This window comes from Microcoleus sp. D2_18a_D3, assembly GCF_036702455.1.
Classification (GTDB): domain Bacteria; phylum Cyanobacteriota; class Cyanobacteriia; order Cyanobacteriales; family Microcoleaceae; genus Microcoleus.
The window spans coordinates 119,904-143,918 of the sequence record NZ_JAUBTK010000001.1 but is presented as its reverse complement, the minus strand read 5'-3'; the positions used below and the strand labels follow the sequence as shown (position 1 = coordinate 143,918).

The following is a 24,015-nucleotide window of genomic DNA, read 5'->3' as shown; positions in this document are numbered from 1 at the left end:
TGGGTAATTGCAACTATAGCAATCCTAAATGATTTGGGTAATTATTGTAGGGGCAATCCCCCCGTGGTTGCCCCAATAGATAGGGGGTAGGCACGGGGGAACTACCCCTACAAATTTATCTGAATGATTTAGGATTGCTATAGCAACTGACAACTAGCAACTGACAACTGACAACTAGCAACTGACAACTAGCAACTGACTAATAACAAAAATATGGAGGAAATTTGCGTGGAGTGGCAAGTGCGGGGGATTCGTGGGGCAACAACTGCTAGCGAGAATTCGGTGGCAGCAATTCGAGAAGCGGTGAAAGAATTATTAGATGAATTAGAAGCAAAAAATGATATAAATCCAGATTTAATTATTAGTGCTACGTTTTCTGCTACTCGCGATTTAGATGCTGTGTTTCCGGCCGCGATCGCCCGCGAACGTTCTCACTGGTGTAATGTTCCTTTGTTGGATGTACAGCAAATGCACGTTGAAGGTGCTTTGGAACGCTGCATTAGGTTTTTAATTCACGTCAATTGGCCGGCACATACTGAAATTTATCATCCTTATTTGCGGGGAGCTCAAAATTTGCGTCCCGATAGGAATTTAGCGGTGGCGGTGGCTGGGGAAAAATAAATAATAGATTCACTTTGGGCTTGATTTAAAAGTTAACTCACCATTACAGGTGGGTTTATTTTTTACGACGGGACTTGATACAGGACAAAACCTGCCCTGGGGATATATGCTTAAAAGCTTTTATTAGAAAAAAAACCCGGTTTCTTTGAGAAGCCGGGTTTTTTGTCAATCAGACGCTTTTTTGTGATGCAACCTAATCCCTAAAAAAATGTCATATATAAAACTCCAAAAGTCCTTTTTCCCTTCCAATATTCCCAAAGTTTGAGGAGAACCCTTTTCATCTAGCAGCGGCTTCACAGCTTCGTAAGCAGGCTTGTAATTGTACCAAGGAATTGAAGGCCACAAGTGATGGATCAGATGATAATTCTGCCCCAAAATTAAGATATTCAGAATAGGACTCGGATATACTCTGGCATTTTTCCAGCGATCGCGCTCGTGAAACGGACGGTGCGGTAAATAATCAAAAAATAACCCCAAGGCCAATCCCACCACCAAAGCCGGAGAAAACCAAAAATTCAGGACGTAATCTAAATGGCCGTATTGAATCGAGATATACACGATCGCGATCACAAACAAACGGCTGAGAAACCATTCCAATAGTTCGTATTTCCGCCACAGTTTGCGCTTAAAAAAGAAAATCTCGTGGTAAAAAAACCTCGCAGCAATCAACCACAAAGGCCCGCCGGTCGAAACATAATGGTCTGGATCGTTATCTGGGTCATTAACGTGGGCGTGATGCTGCATGTGTACCCGTGTAAACACCGGAAAAGCAAAACCCAACATCAGCGCGCTACCGTGTCCCAAAATAGCATTGATCGTGCGATCGCGATGGGCCGCATTATGAGACGCATCGTGAATCACAGTTCCGGCCATGTGCAACGCCAACACGTTCAGTGTAAAACAGCACCACTGCGGCCATCCCCAACACCAGAAACCCAAGTTAGAAATCACGATAATCACTACTGCACTCAAAAACAGCAGCAGTGTCGGATTCAAGTCACCGGGAGGACTCAGAAACTCTTTCGGCACTGTCAGCGGCCGTCCTGCCTCCGACATCTTTGTTAAGACTCCTTAATATTTCACACTTGCGTAGTATAAGATACAAGCCAGACAATAGTAAAGTTTTGTCAGGAACCTCAGCCTCAAAGCATGAAAGAACAGAGTTCGATCGCCAGAAACTAGCCTCTGCACAAGCAAAAAAGTATTGCTGTTGTACAAGGATACCAGTCCTAGATTAGCCAAAAGAGCTCAGCAGACCAAATAAAATCAATGGGTATGTCTGTATATATGTCAAGCCTGAGAGCGGAAAAATTGGCAAAAAAAGGCGCTCCCCAAGAAAAGATTACCGATCGGTAAAAAGTCAGATATTCTATATATTGTTCAATACCTGCTTTTTTGACGACTATCAAAATTTTTAAGACATGAGACTAGCGTCATTGCTTGTAGTGCAAAGATGAAACGTTAGCCGAAATTTAAACAAGAAATCCACCTGCCTCCCCAGAACACCGCTGATGCAATTGCCAAAAGCCCTACGCCGGACTAAAATCGTCGCCACCATTGGCCCAGCAACTTCGGACCCACAAGTGCTGCGCCAGCTCATAGAAGCAGGTGCCACAACTTTGCGACTCAACTTTTCCCACGGAACAGAAGAAGACCACCAGCGCAGCATTCGCTTAATCCGGCAAACGTCCTTTGAACTCAACCAGCCGGTTGCCATCCTCCAAGACCTCCAAGGGCCGAAAATTCGTTTAGGGCGCTTTGAGACAGGCTCTATAGTTGTCAAAAACGGCGATCCTTTCATTCTCACCAGCCGCCAGGTTCCCGGCACCCAGCTAATATCTTCCGTCACCTACGACCCCCTAGCAGACGAAGTTCCAGAGGGATCAGTGATTCTGCTCGACGACGGCAAAGTCGAAATGCTGGTCGAAAAAGTAGACCGCGCGGCGCGGGAATTGTACTGCCGTGTCGTAGTCGGCGGGCCGCTTTCCAACAACAAAGGGGTGAATTTTCCGGGAGTTTACCTGTCAATTAAAGCGCTGACTGATAAAGACCGCAAAGATTTAATGTTCGGCCTCGACCAAGGTGTCGATTGGGTGGCCCTGAGCTTTGTGCGGAATCCCCAAGATGTGCTCGAAATTAAAGAGCTCATTGCCAGTGCGGGCAAGCAGGTACCGGTGATTGCCAAGATCGAAAAGCACGAGGCGATCGAACAAATGGAGGAAATTCTCACCCTTTGCAACGGCGTGATGGTCGCCCGCGGCGATTTGGGAGTGGAACTGCCCGCCGAAGACGTGCCGATCTTGCAAAAGCGGCTGATTGCTACCTCCAACCGCCTGGGTATTCCGGTAATTACCGCTACCCAGATGCTCGACAGCATGGTCAACAATCCCCGTCCCACCCGCGCCGAGATTTCCGACGTGGCAAACGCGATTCTTGACGGAACTGATGCGGTGATGCTCTCGAATGAAACTGCTGTCGGCAAGTTCCCCGTCGAAGCGGTGGCGACGATGGCGAGAATTGCGGTGCGGATGGAGAAGGAAGGAATTAAGCGGAATATTAGGAATGTAGAAGATATTGGTCGATCGATCCCCAACGGTATCAGCCAAGCAGTCAGCCAAATCTCCGAACAGTTGAACGCGGCCGCCATCATGACGCTGACCAAAACCGGCGCCACAGCCCGCAATGTCTCGAAGTTCCGACCGAAAACTCCGATTTTGGCAGTTACTCCTCACGTAGACGTAGCCCGACAACTGCAATTAGTATGGGGAGTAAAACCCTTGCTGGTGCTGGATTTGCCCTCCACCGGCCAGACATTTCACTCGGCCATGACAGTCGCCCAGGAAAAAGAGTTAGTGTGCGACGGAGATTTAGTGGTAATGACCGCCGGTACTCTGCAAGGGGTTGCCGGATCGACGGATTTGATCAAAGTTGAGGTAGTGACAGCAGTTTTAGGCAAAGGCACCGGTGTCGGTTTGGGATCGGTGAGTGGTCTGGCCAGGGTTGCTCGCACTGCTGCGGATGTAGGCAATTTCCACCCTGGAGAAATTTTGGTAGTGGAACACACAAGCGTCGCTTTTGTGGAGATGATTCGGAAAGCAGCAGGTGTGGTGACGGAGGAGGACAGTTTGACTTCTCACGCCGCGATTATCGGTTTGCGCTTGGGCGTGCCGGTGATGGTGGGCGTAAAGAATGCCACGCGCGTAATTCGGGACGGAACTATGCTGACGCTGGATATGCAGCGGGGTTTAGTTTATTCCGGGGCCAGAGGTGGCTCAACTGACGCGGAAGTGGCTGTTTAACTGTTGGTGAGCTAGGAGTTGTGGAGTTTTGAATTAAATTCTACAACTCGTTGCTTTTTTCGCTTAGGTTGTGCTATAATTCAAAATTGTCTGTGCCGATGTAGCTCAGGGGTAGAGTATTCGATTCGTAATCGAACGGTCGTGGGTTCAAATCCCACCATCGGCTTTGGGTTTCAGCGATTTTTGTCTATGACTTGTCTATGATTGTTGCAAATCTGTAGCAAAACGCAGTTTAACTGCTCAAAAATGCTCTGGGCAAAGTAGCCGAGAGCATTTTTATTTGCCCTAAATCCTTGTGTGGTGGAGATTATGAATTTTTTAAATCATATCGTTTCCGGTTGCATCGGTATTGTTCAAATGTCCAAACAGTCAGTTGTCATATCAATTCCGGTTGTATTGGAATGATGAAACCGCAGAGGACACAGAGGATACAGAGAAAGGGAAGAGAGAGATGAATACAGGACGAGGCCAACGGATTTGATATCATATCATTTCCGGTTGCATTGAAATCATAAAATCGAGTCAACATTTAACACTCAACAATTCAGTTTTTAGACCCCTCCTTCAACAGTCAACAGTCAACAGTCAAAAGTCAACAATCAACAGTCAACAATCAAGAGGAGTGCAACCGGAATTGATATGACATCGTATTAGTTCGGGGGCCGGGGGAGGCGAAAACTCAGGGGACTGAGGATTTGATTGAGAGTTCGCAGTTGTTCACCAGTACCCAAACAAATCAGCGTATCTCCTCCTTCGATCGCAGTTTCTCCAGTAGGCCCCACAATCAAAGTCCCGCCAGCGCGTCGCACTGCTAAAACCAAGGCCCCCGATTGCGATCGCAACTTGGCATTTCTCAAAGTTTCCCCAACGTAGACACAACTATTGGGATCGACCAAAAATTCTTCCATGTAAAAAGAACTCTCGGTGCCGGTCAAAACACCGTCTAAAAAATCCATAACTTGAGGCCGCAAAGCCGCAGCAGCCATGCGTTTTCCCCCGGTAATGTAGGGGGATACGACGGCATCTGCCCCGCCCCGCTGCAACTTCTTTACCGCCTCTTCTGTGGTGGCGCGGGCGATCGCCCGTACCTTCGGATTCAGAGTTTTCGCTGACATGACAGTGTATAAATTCTCGGCATCCGAAGGCAAAGCTGCTACTATGCAAATTGCGCGATCGATCCCCACACTCAGCAAAATTTCGTCCAAAGTCGCGTCTCCTTGGACAGCCGTGTACCCCAGCGCCAAAGCTGCCTCAACCGACTGCACCGCCGAATCTATCACCACAAAAGAGATATATTCGGCCTGAAATTCCAAGGCAATTTGGCGACCAGTGCGCCCAAAACCGCAGAGAATGTAATGCCCGATCAAAGAATCTACCAATCGTCGCTGCTGCCTAATTCTTGCTCCTTCTTGAAAATATCCTTCAATCAGCGCTTCTGTAAAGCGGTTGACGATGAAACCAATCACAATCACGCCCATCAAAATCAGGCATATGGTAAACATTCGCCCGCGTCGGCCGAGGGGGTGAAGTTCACCGTAGCCGACAGTTGCTAGGGTAAATACTGTCATGTAAGCGGCATCGAGCAAAGACCATTTTTCCACCAGCCGATACCAGAGAGTACCCGTGCATAAAATGCCGCCAAGGGCGATGACTCCGTTTCTTAAGTCTTTTTGCAGGCGCTGGTACTTTTGTTCTAGAGTTGAATACACCGATCGGGCTGACCTATTACCTATTAGCTGCTACCAATTTTAACCATATCAGCCCTAGACGCAGGGGCGCTCAAAAAGCCAGTTTCTGCCTAGATACTTTGCTGCCAAACTCAACATTTTGACTCTTAACCCGGTTTTTTTTGCGTGAGTTCCGACTGAGTTCCAATCCCGTCACAGAGGTGGCGATTGTTTTGATTTGCGATCGGATTTGTCTGAAAATAATTGCGGGCTCCATCGCAACCCTGCTGCAACAAATCGTCAAGATTAAAATTCCACAGCATCACCGTACCGTCAGCACTAGCACTAGCGATCGCTTTGCCGTCTGGACTAAAACTCGCACTCCAAACAGCATCCTTGTTACCTTTTAAAGTTTGGAGCAACGTACCGTCAATATTCCACAGCCTCACCATTTTGTCTGTGCTTGCAGATAGCAACATTTGACTGTCGGGACTAAAGCTGATATTTGTCACTCCACTTGTATGCTTTAAAATACTTAGCGGTGTGCCGTCTTTGCTCCAAATTCTCGCCGTTCCCCCAGCACTTGCAGCGGCCAGCATTGCTCCGTCTGGACTGAAAGTTACACTCATAATTTTATCACTTTCCATCTGTAAAGTTCGGAGCAATTTGATATCGCTGCTGGCTTCGATTGACTGCTGTTTTTGCAGTTTTTCCGCAACCTTTCTCAAACTCCAAAGTTTAACAGTGCCATCAGTGGCAGCCCCAGCAATTATCTGACCGTCTGGGCTAAAACTCGTGCTGGTTATCCAACCTCGCTCCACTTTTAAACTTGACAATTCTTCCCCGTTGATTTTCCATAGTTTAACTTTTCCATCGGTACTTGCTGAAGCAATAATTTTACCATCTGGACTCAAAGATACGCTTGTTATTTGACCGCTGTGTTCTTTTAAATCATGAAGCAATTCGCCATTTTTTTGCCAAATTTTGACAGTTTGATCGTCGCTGGCTGAGACAATTATCTGACCGCTAGAATTGAAAATTGCCCTTCTAATTTTATCAGTATGCCCTGTCAATGTTGCTTGCAAAGCTCCATTAGTTTGCCAAAGCTTGATATAATTATCGTCGGTAGCAGTCACAATTGTTTGACTGTCGGGACTGAAACTCGCGAAAGCGAGGGTACTCGCTTGACTCTGCAAGCGGCGGCGTTCCCGAAAGTTGTAAACTGCCTGTTCGAGGGCGATCGCCACTCGCATCTGAATATCTGAGCTGACTCCGAGCGATCGTTTCATTTCTGTAACAGCTCTAATGCTTTCTAGCAAAGCTTCTTCTTTTTTATCTGCGGCAAATAGCGTTTCTGATAGCAAACTGAGAGTGAGAATTTTGTTGTTTCTTTCTTCGATTGATGGTTTTACCCAAAAAGCTACTATCAGGATTGATATTAATAGGACTGCGGCTCCTGTAACTGTTTGCACTCTCAGTTGTTGCTCGCGCCACAGTTTAACTGCAATTGCTTTTTTCTGCTTTTGTGCTTCGCTTAGTTCCTCTAGTAACTTTTTTTCGCGGCGCAGTTGTTCAATTTCCGTTTGGGTTTGTTTTTCGCGATCGCGCAATTTGGCAAATTCCGCTTCTTGACTCGCACCTAAAAATTGATAATCTTGGGTGCTCAAGCTTTTATTTGCCGCCCACTGTCGGGCATCTTCCAGTGCTTGACCGCGCAACAATCGAGATTCGTCTTGACAATTTGTCGCTACCCATGCTGTTAGGGATTCAGCATAGGGGCGCAAGTCGCAGAGCGCTTTTTCTACCCAGTCATGGCTGAATATAGCTGCGTAAATGCGGTTGGATACGGTTAATTTTCCGGCTCGTTTTACTACTAATCCGCTCAGCCGCAATTCTGTTTGTTCGGGAGTATCATCCGCCCAGATTCCTCCTACCAGGGCGGGCACGGGGGCACCGCCCCTACAATCGGGGGGTTCTGAAAGTGGCAATATTTTTTGATATAGTCCTAATAACCTACTGGCGCGGTGCTGACTTCTGAGAAGGCGATCGCGAATTGTTTTGATGTGCACTGGTTCATCGGACGATTCCCAATTATCAATAATATGAGATTGCACTATCTCGCTAATTAATAATTGATTTGTAGTAAAATTTTCAGTTTTGCTTTCATCAGTTGAGTCTGATATAATAGACGCCGAAGCTAAGCTTTTTACATGGTGCAAAATCAGCTTGCAAAGCTTTTGAGTGAGAAATGGCTGCCCTCCAGTCCAGTCCAAAATCTCTTTTAAAACCTCTTGAGGATTGTCTACTTTTCCCTCAAATCCATTTGCTAAAGGCAGAGCTTCCTGTAATGTAAAACCGTGCAATTCAATTGCTAAACCGATATTAAAGGGCGTGCGGGTTGCATCGCTAATTAAATCCGATGGCGTAGCTACTCCCAGCAAAGCAAATGTAATGCGCTGGTATTCTGAATTGTGAGCGCGTTTATTGTAGCAACATCTAATTAATGCAAAGAAATCGTCTAGCGGTTCTTGGAAACTCAGAACGCTATCAATTTCATCAATAAAAATAACCAGGTTTTGAGAAATTTTTACCAGCAGCAACTCTTCAATTAACTCTCCTAAGCGCTGCACTGGCGGCATCAACTCTCTCTCCCGCCACCAAGTCATAAACTCGACTGGGTTAAACAGGTTGAAACTGCACAATAGCTTGTAAGCGACGCCGCCGTACCACTTATCTAGAGAGACTTGCTGGTTGCCAATGTCCGAAAGGTCGATCGTAGCACAGGCAATGCCATCAGCCGAGAGTTTTTGTACAGTTCGCACCAGCAAACTGGATTTGCCCATTTGTCGGGAATTGAGCACGTAACAAAACTCTCCAGCTTTGAGGGCTTGATAAAGTTCTGAGTCAGCTTGTCGCACTACATAAGTAGGTGCATTTTGCGGGAGACTGCCGCCGATTTGATATTGGTAATCGACTGTCATTATATTGCCTCTATTGATAACTTTGTCTCAGTTCTATGGTGCCTGTAGCACAAGCAATTTTACCATTTTGATTGGTGGGTTCTGGTGGTTTAATTGTACCAGCAGAATCAGCTCCGCACAATATAGATGTGGTCGTTGTTATATTTTTAGAAGCATTTGACTCAACTTTTGTAGCAGGAATTACAAAGACACCACCCACAAAGCTTTTAAGGTCTTTTTGCTTTGAGACTCCATAATTAAATGTTGCTTTTTTTGTGGTCAGAAGGGAATATTTGTAATTTTCTGTCTCGGTTTTAATAATGCGAATTCCTAAAGCCTTAACTGAAGTGCTAAAAACACTTTTTTCGCCAAAATAGGCTTGCTGACGTTTGTTGATTAAGCTAATATAATCTCTGGGTTCCCATTGCTTGTTGATCCTAACCCTAACCTGAAAGGATGGCACAACAAATACCCAAGCCAATACTCCCACCACCATTAAACTCACTAAGCATCCACCAACATTCGATGCAAGGCTAGCTGATTTATAATTTTGTTGACTCATAGTTTTGTATCCTCCCTGTTTGTAGTAAAGACTTTAGTCCGGTAAATCTCAATTGAAAGCCGATTTAATCTTGTAATCGACTGTCATTATATTGCGTATAGTTAGTTTGGTGAGACCATTGGTATTGTGCCTTTACCGCAAGCAGTTTTACCATTGTCATAGGTGGGTTCCGCTGGTTGAATGCTACCGGGAAAATCAGCTTCGCAGAATATGAGTGTTGTAGTTATTTCCTCTTTAGTAGCATTGGGAACAAAGTTTTTTGGCGGAACAATAAAAACACCGCCGACATAACTTTTTAATTCATTTTCCTTTGCTACTGCATAATTAAATGCTGCTTTCTTAGTGGCGCGAATTGAATAATTAAAAACTTTTGTCTCTGTTTTAATGCCAATTCCCAAAGCCTTAACAGAACTGGAAAAAGCATTTTTTTCGGCAAAATAGGCTTGCTGACCTCGGCTCATTGATCTAACATACTGTATCCCTTCCATTTTCTTATATTTACATCCCTTGCAACCACCCAGAAATGATGGCATAGCGATCGCACCAATTGCTCCAATGCCCATTAAAAGCAATAAGCATCCGCAACCATTAGGTGAAAGGCTAGCTGATTTAGAATCTTGTTGACTCATAGTTTTGTATCCTCCCTCTTTGTAGTAAAGAGTTTACTCCGGTAAATCTCAATTGAAGGCCGATTTAATATTGGTAATCGACTGTCATTATCTTGCGTATAGTTAGATTATCTGGTCACTTGTCTTGTGCCTTGCCCACAATCAATTTTACCCTTTTCATATGTGGGTTCCGCTGGTTTAATTGTACCGGGAGAATCAGCTTGGCACAATATGGATATTGTTGTTATTCCATCTTTAGCAGCATTTGGCTCAACTTCTTTAACAGGAACTAGAAAGACACCCCCGACATAACTCTTAAGTTGTGGTTGCTTGGAGACTCCATAATTAAAAGCAGTTTGCTTTGTGACGCGAACTGAATACTTGTAATTTGTTGTCTCCGTTTTTATCCCAAGTCTCAAAGCATTAACGGAACGCGAAAAAACACTTTTTTCGGCAAAATCTGCTTGCTGAGCTTTGTTCATTGAGCTAACATACTGTTTTGCTTCCGACTGCTTGCTTCTATTGGTATGATTTAGATAAAATGGCAGAGCTATCCCATTCATTACTCCAATACCGGCTATAAGTAATAAGCATCCGCAACCGCGACAAGCTGCATTGCTCAAACTTGATTCTTGATTGTTAGTCATGGTGTTGTCTCCTTAAATGGTATATACAATGCGAATTAAAGTCGGCGATGCAGAGCCTCTGGATCTGCGTTACCAGGAAGAGCCTGGTAACGAGGAAAACGATGGAATACTAATCTCTAAGCTCGCAGCTTTTGTACTTCTTTCCGGTCAATGGAGGTGGGCTGAATCACTTTACTGCCGATCGCAAAATCGCGCAATTCCACTCTCGTAAACTTCACACCCCAAGGATCTGTCGTTGTATCCAACTCTTCCACTAAAGCATTATTAATCTCATGTCGAGCCGTGTAGAGTTCCTCAACAGATAATTTAGCAAGGTGAGTCCGAATTGAAAGAATCAGCATATTTAACATCGCTTCCTTGAGATTCTGCACTTTGTAGGAAGCTTTTTCTAAGTCAATGATTCGCCAGTACACAATAAAATCAACGGTGATGGCCACCCGATCGCGCGTTGTGCATTGTTGCGGTGGCAGGTTTAAAATTTGCTCGCGCAGAGTTTGCTTATAAGCCACTGTTTCGACGAAGGGAATCAAAAAAGTCAAACCAGGTTCGAGTTTCTTGCGATCGTACTTTCCGAAAATTTCCACTAACGCCTCATCTCCTTGACGGACGATTTTTACGCTGCTGGCTAAGGATACTCCGGTGATTGCAAACAACACCATCAAAAAATACTGATACATAGTGAATCTCCTGGTAAATAGTTGACAGTTGACAGTTGACAGTTGACAGTTGACAGTTGACAGTTGACAGTTGACAGTTGACAGTTGACAGTTGATAGTGATTTCTTAGTCCGCGAAGGCGGACTTTGTTTGTGTAGAAGCGATTTCAATCGCCGAGTCATAAAAGAGCTAACTGAGATTTAGCTGTTGATGTGAATTAATCTGTCAGGTACAACAACCAGCGTGTTTCCTTCGCGGCGCAAAACATAAACTTTTTGTCTGGGTGCGATCGCCCCTTGGGAATCTTCATTACGGGCTTTCCACGAAGCCCCTTCATAAATCACCATTCCGGTTTCTCCGGGAAAAATTTCGGAGATTGTTGTCGCTTCTGTGGCTTCGGGAATCACAAACTTTTTGCGAACAATAAAAATCGGTCTAATCCAGATGCTCAGCGCGAGGGCTATCCCCATCCAGTAGAAGATTTGCCAGTCAAAATCTTCATACATTATGTTCGCCCAACTAAACTGAAATGCTACAGATCCTCTCCACAAAATAAAGGATTCAATTAAAGCCGAAGCTCCCATCATTAGCACGTAAAACCTGTATTTTTGGGGCTGAGTTTTGATGATTAATAGCTCGATCGCACTCAGCACAACTCCCAGCAGCAGCCAGAATAGGGGCGGGGTGAAGGCGAAACCTGGTTGATTAGTGGCTGAGGCCAGCGACCAAATTAGGATAGAATACACAATGCTTTTACCTCGTTGCGATGGGATTCAACCTTGTTATTTCTAATCTAATCAGGTGGCTATTTGAGTTGGCGACTGAGTTATTTGAAAAATCATCGACTTTTCATCGACTTTTCATCGACTTAAGGGGCGGTTCCCATTTATCAAGAAATTGGGTTTAAAACCCCGTCCTTCTAGGACGGCTTTAATTTTAAAAATTAATTCGCAAATCACCGAAAATTTCCAGCAACCGTGGTATACTGCAATAGTCAAGGTCAAACTCCTTTGCCATCGTGAAACGGGACATGAGACACACTTTTAGGCACAAACCGGGGGACAAAGAGCGGCGAAAACTCTTTAAACAGCTAGAGGCTAAAAAACTAAACCTCAAACCAGTAAAACAAACTATTTCAGTATTGTTAAGTAGGGTAGGGCATACCCGAACTCTAGGTCACTATCCTAGTACGCTTTTGGAGATAGACCCTCTGGGGTGGCTGCGAATCAGGCTCGTTAATTGGTAGAATTCTACGGTTAAAAGGTTTGAGTATTGCCGAAAGGACGTAACACTTAATGGTCAGTCGCTGAATTAAGAATCCCCTCGCCTTTAGGCAGGGGAGTGTCAAGATGGTTTCAGTGTTTTGATTGTGATAAGCAATGCCACGATCGCTAAGGGTGCGCGAAGAGTGCATTCGCGCAGTTAAATCCTGTCTCCTGAGAAATGGCTTTCCCAGTCAGAAAATTCTGGCTGAGGATTTAGGGATGGCGCAATCTACTGTCAGCCATTTTCTGAATGGCAAACCTGTGGATTATGCCAATTTCATCGAAATTTGTCGCGGATTGGGGCAGGAATGGCGCGATATAGCCGATTTTGACGCGAATTCAGATCCAGAGGAGGTAGTGCTGGTGAGGGCCAAAGTGGCGATCGTCTTCGAGGACTCCGCCAAGACTCGATCGACCTCAAACACCACCCTTTCTCAGCAGTTACACCAAGCTTTGAGTGCGGGAGGGCACGAAGTCTTTTTTATTAACAACAGCAGCGACTCAGCCTCATATTTAAAGCGTTGCGATTATTTGCTGTTGCTGATTTCCCAAGAATCGGCCGCGAGCGAAATGATATTGGAACAAGTGCAGCTAGCAAAAGAATTGCACAATTCAACTGCTCATAAACCCGCAATTTTACCGATTTTACTTGAATTAAATACACCGCTTTCTTTTGATTTACTGAGCTATTTAGCAGGAATTCAGCCCTGGCTGTGGCGCGGTGTTGGCGACTCATTTAAGTTATTATCACAAATTTTAACCATTATCAAAGAAGGTCGCACATCGTTAACTGCCGACCATGAATTAGCTGTAGAATGGAACGCAATTACTAGCACCAAACAGTCAATAATTCAACCCCTGCCAGCAGCGCCGCCAGAATTGCCGGGAGGACAAGTTGAAATAGCTTCTCGTTTTTATATCGATCGCCCTCCGATCGAATCCCGCTGTTACGAGACGATCGCCCAGCCGGGAGCCCTCATCCGCATAAAAGCACCCAGACAAATGGGCAAAACTTCCTTGATGGCGAGGATTTTGCATCATGCAGAACAGCAAGGTTCTCGCACGGTAGCGCTGAGTTTTCAGCTAGCCAATAGGAAAATATTCGCTAATTCAGATACATTTTTGCAGTGGTTTTGTGCTAGCATCGGTCAAGAGTTAGGAATGCTGGAGCAGTTGCCCAAGTGTTGGGAATTGGCCGATTTGATTGGCAGCAATCAGTGCTGCAAGGCTTATTTTGAACAGTATTTGCTGTCTGAATCCTCAAAACCTCTGACGTTAGGCTTGGATGAGAGCGATCGCCTGTTTGAATCGCCGGAAATTGCCGACGACTTTTTTGGGTTATTGCGCGCTTTACACGAAGAAGCAAAACGGCGAGATATTTGGAAAAAATTGCGTTTGATTGTGGTGCATTCTACGGAAGTATATATCCCGCTGGATGTGAATAAATCGCCGTTTAATGTCGGGTTGCCCATTGATTTGCCTGAGTTTAATTCGCAGCAAGTGCAAGACTTAGCAGCGCGACACGGAATCAATTGGAGTGAGACAGAAGTTGCAGAAATGATGGCGCTAGTGGGAGGAAATCCCTATTTAGTGCGACTAGGAATGTATCATATTTCGCGTCAAGATGTGACTTTAGATCGGTTAGTGAAAGAATCTGCAACTGAAGCGGGAATTTACAGCGATCATTTGCGGCGACATTTATGGAATTTAGAGAAATATTCGGAATTAATGGAGGCGATGAGAGAGGTTGTGAGTGTTTCCCAGCCAGTTAGATTGAGGTCAGAATTGGGGTTTAAGTTAAATAGTATGGGGTTGGTGAAATTGGATGGAAATCATTGCATTCCGAGATGTCGGTTGTATCAGGAGTATTTTGGCGATCGGCTTGACTGCAAATAATCCCTATTTACCCGATCGCCAAATCCACACTAACTACAAATTCGGGAAAAGCCAGCGGCGAAACTTCGTCGCCACGCCAAAACCTCAGCATTAAACTGTAACCGTTAACCGTTGGCTGGCGGTAAACTTCCAAGCAGTTTTCCTGTAAATTTACTATCCAGACTTCCTGAATTTGCGATCGGGCGTAAATAGGAAGTTTCACGTCTCTGTCATAATCTATTGAAGTGTCAGCTACTTCTATTAACAGTAAAACTTCCGATGGTAGGGGATGGGCGGTTGAATAGTAATCGGCGCGAGGTTGCAGCAATACTAAATCGGGTTGCGGTTCCGTTCGCTGGCTGACTTGAATGGGGTTTTGTACAGTCACAATCGCCCTTTCTTCTGGAAGCCGGCACAAGAGTCGGGTAATGCGGTTAACACAACCTGCGTGACGAGTTCCAATTGCGGCCATTTGCACAAGTTCTCCTTCTATCAATTCTACGCGATCGCCCTCTGAAAGAATCCCAGCTTTACCCATCAGATGGTATTCTTCTACGGTGAAAAGTCTTTTGAGCAACTGCACTGCCATAACTTACCCTTCCTCTAATTATTTCTTCGATTATAGTCACACGCCCTATTAAATGCCAGTGATGTCTAAAGTCGATGAGAAGTCGATGAAAAGTCAGTCGAGTTCTCAAATAGCCTGGTGATTTAATAGAGATAGAGTAGAAGCAAGGCACAATATGCGAGGTTTGCATACCCCGCCGCACTCAGTGATATATTCAGTTTAACCTCAATGAGGCATTTACCTGAAACCTGAATATTGTCGCGCCTCTCCTCCAATCATTACTCGCTGGACAACTAATCGGCTAACACATTTGAAGAACAACCATGCAGCTTAAGACAAACCCTCAACTCGATGCACTCGATAAAAAAGCGGAATCTTCAGAAAAAAACATTCTCCCTGACAAAAAAAGTAAATCTTGGGTAGGAATCTTACTGAGGATCACTTTTATTTACTTTCCTCTGGGCAGCATAATAGTTGGTGCGATCGCCCTCCCTTCTTTTGTCGGTTGTGGTGGCAAGGCGAAGCAATCTGAAGGTAAACAATATGTTAGCTCAATGAACAAAGGTCAACAAGCAATATACGCCGAGGAGGGCGCATTTTCCAATTCCGTTAATGCCCTAGGCCTCGGCATTAAAACTCAGACAACCAACTATAACTATTCAACCATATCTACCAAAAATTCTGCGTTTAGTTATGCTGTAGCCCGCAGCAATAATCTTCGTAGCTATGTCGGGGCTGTATTTTTAGTACCTGTTTCCAAAGCAGCTAACAAAGAGAAGACTACTGTATCCATTCTGTGTGGAGCAAATTCTCCTGGAAATACCCAACCGCCTGCTCCTATCCTTCAGAATGGTAATCCTGTCTGCGCTGCTGGTACAGAATCATTGACGAAGTAAAAATCGACATTAATCAGAATCTCATGTTACCTGAAATTGTCAAAGGCTTCATCATCTTAGCTTGCATCTTCATTCCCCTCGAAAGAATCTTTTCCTTGCACAAGCAAAAGATATTTCGTTTCGGATGGGAAACCGATGCCACATATTTTTTTATCGGTCACTTTATTGGTAGATTAGGCGCTATTGTTGTGACCGTAATTTTGTCGCTAATGACTAATTTACTCAACCAGGAATTGCAAAGCAAAGTAGCCTCTCAACCTGTCGGGTTGCAGTTGGCAGAAGCAGTTATCGTTTCAGATATGGCATATTATATCGCTCACAGACTACTGCATGAAGTACCCTGGCTTTGGCAATTTCATGCAGTCCATCACAGCATTGAACACATGGATTGGTTAGCAGCAGTGCGGGTGCATCCCTGCGAGCAACTCTTTACTCAGATTTGCAAAATTATGCCTCTTTACTGGTTGGGATTTACCAAGGAGAGTTTGGTGGCTTATGCTCTTTATTCGGCGGCGATCGCTTTCTTAATTCATTCTAATATTAAATTAAAATTTGGCATCCTAAAATGGTTCATAGCCACCCCACAATTTCATCACTGGCATCACAGTAAAATTCCCGGAGTAAAAAACAAAAACTTTGCTGTTCAGTTGCCACTGTTAGATTTGCTATTTGGCACTATCTATATGCCAGCAAAAAAAATGCCTCATCAATATGGAATCTCTGATTCTCTACCTGCTGGATATGTCGGACAAATTTTCTATCCATTTTCAAGGATGATGAAAAATGCTAGATGAAAATGCAAAACCAGGTATTAATCGCTATTCTCGCTTTTTGCTGGCAATTATGGGTTTTGGCTTGACGAGTGTTGCTTCTGTGGGTGCAGTTGCCCTATTTCATCACATGGATATCCTAACTTTTATCGCCAGTTTAAATACGAAACAAGTAACTGTTGCCGAATTGCAGCAGGGTGAGTTGAAATCAGTGATGTTGATTGATGTACGATCGCCCGAAGAATACGCGGAAGATCGCATCGGTGAAAGTCCCCTTGTTCCCATAACTGATATTGAGATGGGGTTCGGTGTCAAGCAGATTCAATCCCTTGTAAAAGCTAGGGTTAAATCCGCTCGACCTCAGCCAGTAATTGTACTTTATTGTGCCAGAGGAGGGCGATCGGTTAAAGCATACAAACAGTTGGAAAAAGTCGCTCGGTATTCCCAAGAATCGGGAGGAAATGAGACTAATAAGATTAAGGATACTAGCCTGAATGTTGTTGTCCTTTCAGGCGGTATCAAAGCGTGGCGGCAAGCAGTGCCGGCTGCAAAAGATGCCCAGATATTAGCCCCAATTACTTTGCACAGCTTCATAAAGTCTCCCTCAGTCACCATGCTTTCGGAATGAATCTGGGCAGTTGTGAGCAAATTGATTTCTGTCAAATCTCTATCAATAGAAAGGTGTATCGTGCTGACAGATTAGCTATCTTCAAGAAAAGTAGCCATTATCCTCAGCAATCTGCAACGGTTGGCTGTTTTGGCAGGCAGCACAATAATTAGAGTTAGCATAACTTGATTCCATGCAAAACACGATAGACATACTTTCTTCTTCCGACTCGCGGACTGTTTCCAAAAAGCAATCCGTACTCCCCAATTATGAAGCAGCCGATCGGCAATTTGTCAATTTGCTAGAAGTCGAGGATTTAGACAAGACGGTGGCGGCAAAACCGTTACTTGTCAGCGATTTTGAAAGCGCGATCGCCTATGCAATTCAAGCAGCTTACCAACAGGAACCGGGCGATGAGGCCGCTCACCGCTTCTTGCAGCGCGTACTTTACCGCATCAACCGCCTCAACTTGTTTTGGTACGACGATTTGCGCCGCTACAATAACGAACGATCGCACTATTTGCGTTCCGTGCGCGATCGCATTGAAGAACCTTGGCAGCAGTGGGAAATCGCCCAAATCGACGTTGCAGCGCTGCAAAAATTGCCGGATGTCAAGCAAGCGCTGCGCGATCGCGCGGCCGCCGATGTCGATCCTCCTTTGAACGAGAGCGATCGCTATTTGCGCGAACACATGACTGAAGAGGGATACAAACACCTGCTGGCGATCGCCTCCTTCGACGGTTTAGTGGAAGCCAGCCGTGTTTCTCGCATCATCGGCGGTGCCGGCAACGAAATTCAGTGCACCCTGACGCGAGTGCTGATCGAAGAATACGGCGGTGGTCGCCTCCCCCGCAAGCATTCGACCTTTTTTGCTCAAATGCTGGCTGAATTCGGGATGAGTACGGAACCCGAAGCGTACTTCGATTTAGTGCCTTGGCAAGTGCTCGCAAGCATTAATCACAACTTTCTGCTGACGGAACGCAAGCGCCATTTTCTGCGCTACAACGGTGGACTCACTTATTTTGAGGTGGCGGGGCCCGTGGCTTACCGCAATTATCTAGCCGCCGCCCAGCGTCTGGGCCTCTCGCAAGCTGCGATGGGTTATTGGGAACTGCACATCAAAGAAGATGAGCGTCACGGCCGCTGGATGTTGGATGAAGTGGCGATCCCGCTGGTTGATAGATACCCGCAGGAGGCTTGGGAACTGGTGTTGGGCTACGATCAGGAGAAGTCGATCGGCGATCGGGCTGGCGCTGCTGTGGTGCGATCGATCCAAGCCACAGAACACAATTAACAGCTATATCGTAGGGTGGGTCAGAGACTGATGCACCCTAGATCTTGCACCGTTCTCAATAAGCTTTTGAGGAACAGGCAAGATGCCTGTTCCACAAAGAGTTTATTTCTTGTGGAACAGGCATCTTGCCTGTTGCTGACAATGGTGCAACATCTCAGAGGCACGCTACCAGCGCTGTATTTTAAAATGCTGTCATTAACTGAATTAGCTCGATCGACAAATCTCTTTGCGACTTTTGGTGCTTCTTAAACAAAACTCCAGCCAACAGATAGATGTTTTCCGAATAAAAAGCCATTCCCTGTTCTCTGAGAGTGGCGATCGCGCTTTTCACCTTGGGTTCCGAGCTATAATAGCCAAAATTTAAAGGTGCAATTTCAAAATTCGCAACCGAGTAGCCTCGATCCAAGGCATAATCGATCAAACCCACAGGATTAGAATAGCTAGAAACCATCAGCAAAACTTCGTCGCTGCCCAAAGACAAAAGTTTCTTAGCAATTGTCGAACCATCACTCCCGCCGTGCAACAGCGGCTGGTAAATCTTATCATCCACCGCCGGCAAGTAAGGCGGATTTGAGATGACACAATCCGCCGACTCGTATAAAGGCGAATCAAAAAAAGAGCAATTGTTGACTGTGTATCGTTCGCTCAGTTCATATTGCTTAATTTGAGACTGAGCAATTTTCCAAGCTACATTATTTAGCTCAAATCCCTGTATTGTCCCATCAAAATCACTTCTCAGCAAAGACTTAATAACAGGACTTCCCTCTCCTGAACCAAACTCTACGATAAGTCGAGAATTGTCACTAGCATTTAACACTAAACTTTCCAAGCAGTGCGCGTAAAAATCCGATTCTTCCGGGCAGTGGAATACCTGTTTCAGAGGATGGGATGAAGTGAGCATAAATTCTGTAACAAAGTTGACTATTTTTAAAGTATCGAATAAGTAATATTCCAGCCATCTGTCCCAAGAGCTATTTTATCAACTTGTACAATCTATCTATTCCTGTTTTACCTGGTGCGAGCGAATAACTATTACTGCCGACAGATTATCCAATTAACTAGATTAATCCGATTGACAGATTGCAATTAGAGCGATTGCTGGTGAGATAGTACCTAAGCAAATAATTGTAAATCTTAATAGTATCAGATATGACCTTTTTTAATTATTCAGTTCCCCCTCTGCGCCGGAAACAGCTTAACATCGAGCTTCAGGATTTAGAAGGGCTTTGGCAGGTTCAGTTTCCCCTTGGCAAAGATCGATTTTATTCACAATTTTATACTTGTCTCGATCGAACTTGCTTGCTGTGGAGCTTGCTGTTAATAGCCATGTTCGGCACAGCACAATTTTTTTCTGTGAGTTGGATGCTGCAAGCAGGTTTGTGGTCAGCGCTTAGCCTCGTAGGTACAGCAGCAATGGTAAGCATGACATACTCTTGGGTCAAAATAGAACGCCTGATTTGGGTGCTTTACGGTTGGGTAATACTAATGTTATTAGGATTGGTGCTGACCGATTTAGCAATTTTTCTCACTTGGGGAAAAGTGTTGGCGAATCTCTGTCCCCTGTGGTTGGGAATGAGCGGAATTGGGTATTTGGGGACTGGATTTGCTGTGCGATCGCGCGCGCTTTTAGCGGCAAGTTTATTTCACCTGTTGGGAATATTAATTTTACCTTACACGGGGGGTTGGCTTTTCCTATTTACGGGAGCCATAATGGTATTTAGCTTGCTCGTTTTAGCCGAATTGCAATGGGATATGCGCCAGCCTCTTAACAGCCTGGATTAACTTCTGTACCACCGCGATTCCAACAGCTATCAACGTCAAGCATTAACCACAAGTGATGAGTAGATTGCTAATGACTGATGCTCTCATGCCCGCTAGAATAACGTCACTGTAATTGGTGGGTAGTGAGGATGCTTCGTTCTCATCAAAAGTTGAGGAATGAAGCCCTCACTACACAGCGAATAGGGGTTATGTTAGCGGACACGATATTACTAATGGCTGATAACTAATTGCCACCAGACTGTACTGATTTGCGGGTTTGGTTAGTATCGTCGCCCTTGTGATGCCACGTGCCACCTTCTTGAACATATTCAGATTTTACACTGTTCCAAGCAACGCTAGTAGCACCATCTGCGCTCATTCCATCTTCGCTAGCGCTCTTAAAAGCAGCCTGAAAAATTTGTTTAGCTCCTTGGGGGAGTTCTTGTGCTTCCGCAGGTAATGTGTCAAATTGTTGTTCTGGCATAATGACCTCTAATTATTAAACATAAATGTAATCTTATATACGAGAAGCAACTACTTTCCTCTCTCTAAAAGCAAGTTTTAAACCGCATTTTTCTCACTCTGAGGACAGATGTAATATTAAATTTATTCTGCTCCGAGAAGGCAATGGGCTTGCGGTTGCTGGTTGGGCAGGATTTGGGTAATTTCCTTGCTCAAACATCGATTAATCTGATTTCCGCTTTTTAACTTGCGAACTTAGAAAAAGCAATTAACATTAGATAGCGAATTCTGGCAATAATTCGATACAGCATACTTGATGTCTGCTTGTGGAAGTGTTAGAGAACAAGCGCTCTATGGCATAGTTTTCGCTTGACTATATCAGAGTTTAGCCGATCGCACTCACAAGCAATCCTCACGAGTGCGCCGCCGCTGGTTAATTTAATCTCGCGCGGGTTCGACTCGGATAGCCCTCAGTTCGCCTTCCTGTTTGAGGCAACTCAAATCCCAGTCAAAAGCCTTGCTGGTAGGGGGTTGCAGGTGTTCTGGCGACTCCGATCGGTCGATCGGGCGTTTTGAGAGAATTTAGTTTCCTGAGAAAGTTTGATCTGTATGCTACCAGGGGCCAAATTGCCAGCAGCAAGTTAAGGAAAAATAGCGCTCAAAAAATTTTTAAACTAACTCATCTGGCGGAGTGCTAAGCCAAAATGGACGGTGAAAAAATCAATAATTTCTGGCTCAAAGCACCTGCATCCGGGGAAAATTCATAGGAAGAAGCGGCCGCTTGTCTGAGAAACCCGGTTGATTCGTATATGTCTCGTTACTCAACCCAAAATTTTTCATATCAACCCGCTTTTTATCCCCCGTACACAAATTTTGATTGAGCTAGTCGGCCGCTCAATCAAATTTCATCCACCACCTGAAATAAAAAGCCATTTTGTCAAATATTCCTAAAGATGAATGGCGAACTAGAAGCATACGTAATAGCTTATAAACTGTTAACGCGGCGGTGTAATTACTCAGGGAAAAATCATCGAGGGAACGGGACTAAATTTGCTCCCTTACCTTCATTATTCCGCAGCGAAGATTAGAAAATTTGCACGTTACGCTGTCAATTTGACCCTCCGGTGTTGGCATCACAAGCGATCGCAGCACTCTATGCAAAAGCAAGCATTACCATGAAATCTTCTAAATTGTTGAAAGTTGTTTTAGCAAGCGCTTGTACTTTAGGTTTAGCAACGGTTTCCTTAGCAGTGCCTGCTTCAGCCCAGTCGGGCGGTGCTGGCGGTAGCGCCGGCGGCGGTGCTGGCGGTAGCGCCGGCACAGGCACAAGCGGTACAAGCGGTACAAGCGGTACCGGTACAAGCGGTACAACGGGTACAAGCGGTACGACAGGCACAAGCGGTACAACGGGTACAAGCGGTACGACAGGCACAAGCGGTACAACGGGTACGACTGGCACGGATACAACGGGTACAAGCGGTACGAGTGGCACCGGTACAAGCGGTACAACGGGTACGAGTGGCACCGGTACAAGCGGTACAACGGGTACGACTGGCACGGATACAAGCGGTACAACGGGTACAAGCGGCACGGGTACAACGGGTACAACGGGTACAACCGGTACGAGTGGCACCGGTACAACGGGTACAACGGGTACAACGGGTACGACTGGCACGGATACAACCGGTACAAGCGGTACGAGTGGCACGGGTACAAGCGGTACAAGCGGTACCGATACAACCGGTACAAGCGGTACAACGGGTACGACTGGCACGGGTACAAGCGGTACAACCGATACCACTGGCACCGGCACAAGCGGTACAAGCGGTACAAGCGGTACGAGTGGCACCGGTACAACGGGTACAAGCGGTACAACTGGTACGACTGGTACAACTGGTACAACCGATACGACTGGCACGGGTACAACTGGTACGACTGGCACGGGTACAACTGGTACGACTGGTACAACTGGTACAACCGATACGACAGGCACCGGCACAACTGGTACAACTGGTACGACAGGCACCGGCACAACTGGTACAACCGGTACAACCGATACCACATCGACGCCGGCTGATACTAATTCTGGAGTTTTGAGTGCTCGGCGCGATAGCCCCAACAATTTCGGGTGGCTGGGTGCCTTGGGCGCCTTTGGTTTGATCAACTTGTTTCGGAAAGGCAGTACACCATCCCATCGGTAGTTTCGGGCGATTCCCTACGGGATAGTTTCGCACGCGCGGACTTTTGAAAACAACTTAGAGGCTTAGAAATTCATGACTTCACTCAATCGCAAAAATTTGTTCAAAAAATTGGTAACAGTTGCCGGAATTGCCGGCGTTAGTTCCTTGATAGCTGTGCCGGGATTCGCAGAATTAAACCGCCAGACTAACGGCTTCAACCAGTCGGGCGATCGGGTTTTTGAGCTTGCTGATAGCGACTTAAAGGATCCTAATTCTCCGGGACCTTCTGTTACAGATCCTAACAACAACAATCCTGGCGATTCTCCCAACACTCCAAATACCCCCGCCAACAACACTCCCGGCGGTTCTCCCAACACTCCAAATACCCCCACCAACAACACTCCCGGCCGTTCTCCAAATAGCCCCATCAACAACACTCCCAGCCGTTCTCCCAACACTCCAACAGGTGGCGAAACTTCGCCTAATTCTCTCAGCAGCCAAGACAGAAACTTTGTCATGCAAGCAGGTCAACTTGGTATGCTGGAAGTGCAGCTCGGCAGATTGGCAGTGCAGCGCGGTTCTAGTGCTAGTGTGAAACAATACGGGCAAGAAATGGTTGAGGAACACACCCAGGCTAATCAAGAACTGATGCAGGTAGCAATGCAAAAAGGCGTAAAACTGCCAACCGAAATGAGCAGCCAGAACAAAGCTTTGATGGATCGACTTTCGGGACTCTCTGGTACAAGTTTTGACAGGGCTTACAAGCAGGCTATGATCGACAGCCACAATCAGGCTATTGCTTTGTTTCAGGCTCAATCTCAACAGGGACAAGATCCCGAATTGAAGGCTTGGGCCACCCAGAAGTTGCCGAACCTTCAGGCGCACTTGCAAATGGTTAACCAAATGTTGGCAGATACCAGCCAGCCCAAATAGGAGGTAGAGGAGGTAGAGTGCGATCGCCTAAAACTCGATCGGACTCTACCTCTTGTGCTCGGAGAGGGAACACTAATAAATTCTTTTAAACCCTATAATTTTTGAGAACAATGGAAGATTTTCTCCGCAGTTTGTTGGGCAGCAATATTACAGCGACGTGGCTGTTATTAATCGTAGGGTTTTGCTGGATTGCTTACATACCCGGTCGCCTGAACCATTAAAAATTATCCATTAAAACTTCAAAATTAATTAGGTAGGCGCAAATAAACCTTACCGCTGAACAGACTAAGTTATAGCGTGCCTCAGATCCTCAGATTTTCTACGATATTTCATGCCATATCTCCGGGGCACCTTACAACTTAGTCTAAATTAATAATTTTTTAA

General features: G+C 45.5%; 21 protein-coding genes and 1 tRNA gene. 11 read left to right on the top strand and 11 right to left on the bottom strand.

Translation table 11 applies throughout. The features are described from left to right. Window positions 1–213: 213 nt before the first annotated feature. Complete coding sequence (gene aroH / locus QUB06_RS00700) at window positions 214–621, top strand: chorismate mutase (RefSeq protein ID WP_333433799.1); 408 nt, start codon at window positions 214–216, stop codon at window positions 619–621. A gap of 165 nt (window positions 622–786) precedes the next feature. Here aroH and crtR read toward each other — a convergent pair whose 3' ends face one another. Further along, window positions 787–1,677 carry a beta-carotene hydroxylase gene (gene crtR, locus QUB06_RS00695; protein ID WP_333433798.1) on the bottom strand — a complete coding sequence of 297 codons (891 nt, stop codon included), beginning with the start codon at window positions 1,675–1,677 and terminating at the stop codon, window positions 787–789. A 455-nt stretch (window positions 1,678–2,132) separates the two neighbouring features. Between crtR and pyk the strand changes: the two genes are divergently transcribed. Both pyk and QUB06_RS00685 read left to right on the top strand, forming a co-directional pair. Continuing rightward, on the top strand, window positions 2,133–3,920 hold the full coding sequence (gene pyk, locus QUB06_RS00690; RefSeq protein WP_333433797.1) for a pyruvate kinase: 1,788 nt from the start codon (window positions 2,133–2,135) through the stop codon (window positions 3,918–3,920). Window positions 3,921–4,014: 94 nt separating this feature from the next. Further along, window positions 4,015–4,086 (top strand) — tRNA-Thr (locus QUB06_RS00685). A 484-nt stretch (window positions 4,087–4,570) separates the two neighbouring features. On the opposite strand, the gene QUB06_RS00680 is transcribed toward QUB06_RS00685, so the two are convergent. From QUB06_RS00680 to QUB06_RS00650, 7 genes are all read right to left on the bottom strand, one after another. Continuing rightward, a complete protein-coding gene (locus QUB06_RS00680) occupies window positions 4,571–5,629 on the bottom strand; it encodes a potassium channel protein (protein ID WP_333433796.1) in 1,059 nt (352 codons plus the stop codon). Between the two features lie 125 nt (window positions 5,630–5,754). After that, window positions 5,755–8,568: an AAA-like domain-containing protein gene (locus QUB06_RS00675; protein WP_333433795.1), complete on the bottom strand. Its 2,814-nt coding sequence runs from the start codon at window positions 8,566–8,568 to the stop codon at window positions 5,755–5,757. Window positions 8,569–8,578: 10 nt separating this feature from the next. Further along, window positions 8,579–9,109 carry a type IV pilin-like G/H family protein gene (locus QUB06_RS00670; protein ID WP_333433794.1) on the bottom strand — a complete coding sequence of 177 codons (531 nt, stop codon included), beginning with the start codon at window positions 9,107–9,109 and terminating at the stop codon, window positions 8,579–8,581. Window positions 9,110–9,210: 101 nt separating this feature from the next. Further along, window positions 9,211–9,738 (bottom strand): type IV pilin-like G/H family protein, encoded by a 528-nt coding sequence (locus tag QUB06_RS00665; protein WP_333433793.1) that lies wholly within the window; start codon window positions 9,736–9,738, stop codon window positions 9,211–9,213. A gap of 107 nt (window positions 9,739–9,845) precedes the next feature. Next, window positions 9,846–10,364: a type IV pilin-like G/H family protein gene (locus tag QUB06_RS00660; protein WP_333433792.1), complete on the bottom strand. Its 519-nt coding sequence runs from the start codon at window positions 10,362–10,364 to the stop codon at window positions 9,846–9,848. A gap of 116 nt (window positions 10,365–10,480) precedes the next feature. Next, complete coding sequence (locus tag QUB06_RS00655) at window positions 10,481–11,041, bottom strand: SPFH domain-containing protein (RefSeq protein ID WP_333433791.1); 561 nt, start codon at window positions 11,039–11,041, stop codon at window positions 10,481–10,483. 179 nt (window positions 11,042–11,220) lie between these two features. Next, complete coding sequence (locus QUB06_RS00650; protein WP_333433790.1) at window positions 11,221–11,766, bottom strand: NfeD family protein; 546 nt, start codon at window positions 11,764–11,766, stop codon at window positions 11,221–11,223. A gap of 633 nt (window positions 11,767–12,399) precedes the next feature. Here QUB06_RS00650 and QUB06_RS00645 point away from each other — a divergent pair. Continuing rightward, complete coding sequence (locus QUB06_RS00645; protein WP_333433789.1) at window positions 12,400–14,181, top strand: AAA-like domain-containing protein; 1,782 nt, start codon at window positions 12,400–12,402, stop codon at window positions 14,179–14,181. A 7-nt stretch (window positions 14,182–14,188) separates the two neighbouring features. On the opposite strand, the gene QUB06_RS00640 is transcribed toward QUB06_RS00645, so the two are convergent. Then, window positions 14,189–14,749 carry a Uma2 family endonuclease gene (locus QUB06_RS00640; protein WP_333433788.1) on the bottom strand — a complete coding sequence of 187 codons (561 nt, stop codon included), beginning with the start codon at window positions 14,747–14,749 and terminating at the stop codon, window positions 14,189–14,191. Between the two features lie 302 nt (window positions 14,750–15,051). Between QUB06_RS00640 and QUB06_RS00635 the strand changes: the two genes are divergently transcribed. The 4 genes from QUB06_RS00635 to QUB06_RS00620 all read left to right on the top strand — a co-directional run bounded on the left by QUB06_RS00635 (window position 15,052) and on the right by QUB06_RS00620 (window position 18,295). Continuing rightward, entirely contained in the window at window positions 15,052–15,624 is a 573-nt protein-coding gene (locus tag QUB06_RS00635; RefSeq protein ID WP_333433787.1) for a type IV pilin-like G/H family protein, read from the top strand. 23 nt (window positions 15,625–15,647) lie between these two features. Beyond that, window positions 15,648–16,418: a sterol desaturase family protein gene (locus tag QUB06_RS00630; RefSeq protein WP_333433786.1), complete on the top strand. Its 771-nt coding sequence runs from the start codon at window positions 15,648–15,650 to the stop codon at window positions 16,416–16,418. Beyond that, the gene (locus QUB06_RS00625) at window positions 16,408–17,022 is read left to right on the top strand and encodes a rhodanese-like domain-containing protein (RefSeq protein ID WP_333433785.1); all 615 of its coding nucleotides are present in this window, start codon (window positions 16,408–16,410) and stop codon (window positions 17,020–17,022) included. The genes QUB06_RS00630 and QUB06_RS00625 overlap by 11 nt, the downstream gene beginning before the upstream one ends. 172 nt (window positions 17,023–17,194) lie before the next feature. Next, entirely contained in the window at window positions 17,195–18,295 is a 1,101-nt protein-coding gene (locus QUB06_RS00620) for an iron-containing redox enzyme family protein (protein ID WP_333433784.1), read from the top strand. Window positions 18,296–18,476: 181 nt separating this feature from the next. Here the strand turns inward: QUB06_RS00620 and QUB06_RS00615 are convergent, their stop codons facing one another. Next, on the bottom strand, window positions 18,477–19,196 hold the full coding sequence (locus QUB06_RS00615; RefSeq protein WP_333433783.1) for an SAM-dependent methyltransferase: 720 nt from the start codon (window positions 19,194–19,196) through the stop codon (window positions 18,477–18,479). Between the two features lie 248 nt (window positions 19,197–19,444). Here QUB06_RS00615 and QUB06_RS00610 point away from each other — a divergent pair, with 248 nt between their 5' ends. Next, window positions 19,445–20,077 (top strand): hypothetical protein, encoded by a 633-nt coding sequence (locus QUB06_RS00610; RefSeq protein ID WP_333433782.1) that lies wholly within the window; start codon window positions 19,445–19,447, stop codon window positions 20,075–20,077. Between the two features lie 223 nt (window positions 20,078–20,300). Here the strand turns inward: QUB06_RS00610 and QUB06_RS00605 are convergent, their stop codons facing one another. Beyond that, a complete protein-coding gene (locus QUB06_RS00605; RefSeq protein ID WP_333433781.1) occupies window positions 20,301–20,540 on the bottom strand; it encodes a ChaB family protein in 240 nt (79 codons plus the stop codon). Between the two features lie 1,153 nt (window positions 20,541–21,693). Between QUB06_RS00605 and QUB06_RS00600 the strand changes: the two genes are divergently transcribed. Beyond that, window positions 21,694–22,719: a hypothetical protein gene (locus tag QUB06_RS00600; protein ID WP_333433780.1), complete on the top strand. Its 1,026-nt coding sequence runs from the start codon at window positions 21,694–21,696 to the stop codon at window positions 22,717–22,719. Window positions 22,720–22,791: 72 nt separating this feature from the next. Beyond that, a complete protein-coding gene (locus tag QUB06_RS00595; RefSeq protein WP_333433779.1) occupies window positions 22,792–23,631 on the top strand; it encodes a DUF4142 domain-containing protein in 840 nt (279 codons plus the stop codon). Window positions 23,632–24,015: the final 384 nt, after the last annotated feature.